We start from the raw sequence: 230 nt of genomic DNA on the forward strand, positions 1-230 counted from the left end.
GGAATGGTGGCTGGAGCAGTTATGGTCTTTGGCATTGCTATGGTGATGTTTGGCGCTCTTGTTTTAGCCTCCGTTCTCTTTTTAATCGCCACAATTGTTGTGGCTGATTCCCCTATAAAAATAAATCCCGATTATAAAAACCCAGATTATAAAACCAAAGCTGCACCAGGAGTGAGTTGCTGTCTCTGGAATCCTTGAATGAAGAACAGTCTATTCGTATGCAAGGTTGG

At 42.6% G+C, this 230-nt stretch carries 1 protein-coding gene; it reads left to right on the top strand.

Annotated elements, in window-relative coordinates:
- A partial coding sequence (locus ACY2RR_RS24890) for a hypothetical protein (protein ID WP_490110882.1) occupies positions 1–198 on the top strand: 198 nt, incomplete at its 5' end.
- Between the last annotated feature and the right edge of the window lie 32 nt (positions 199–230).

This window comes from Parendozoicomonas sp. 2304DJ65-17, assembly GCF_058148445.1.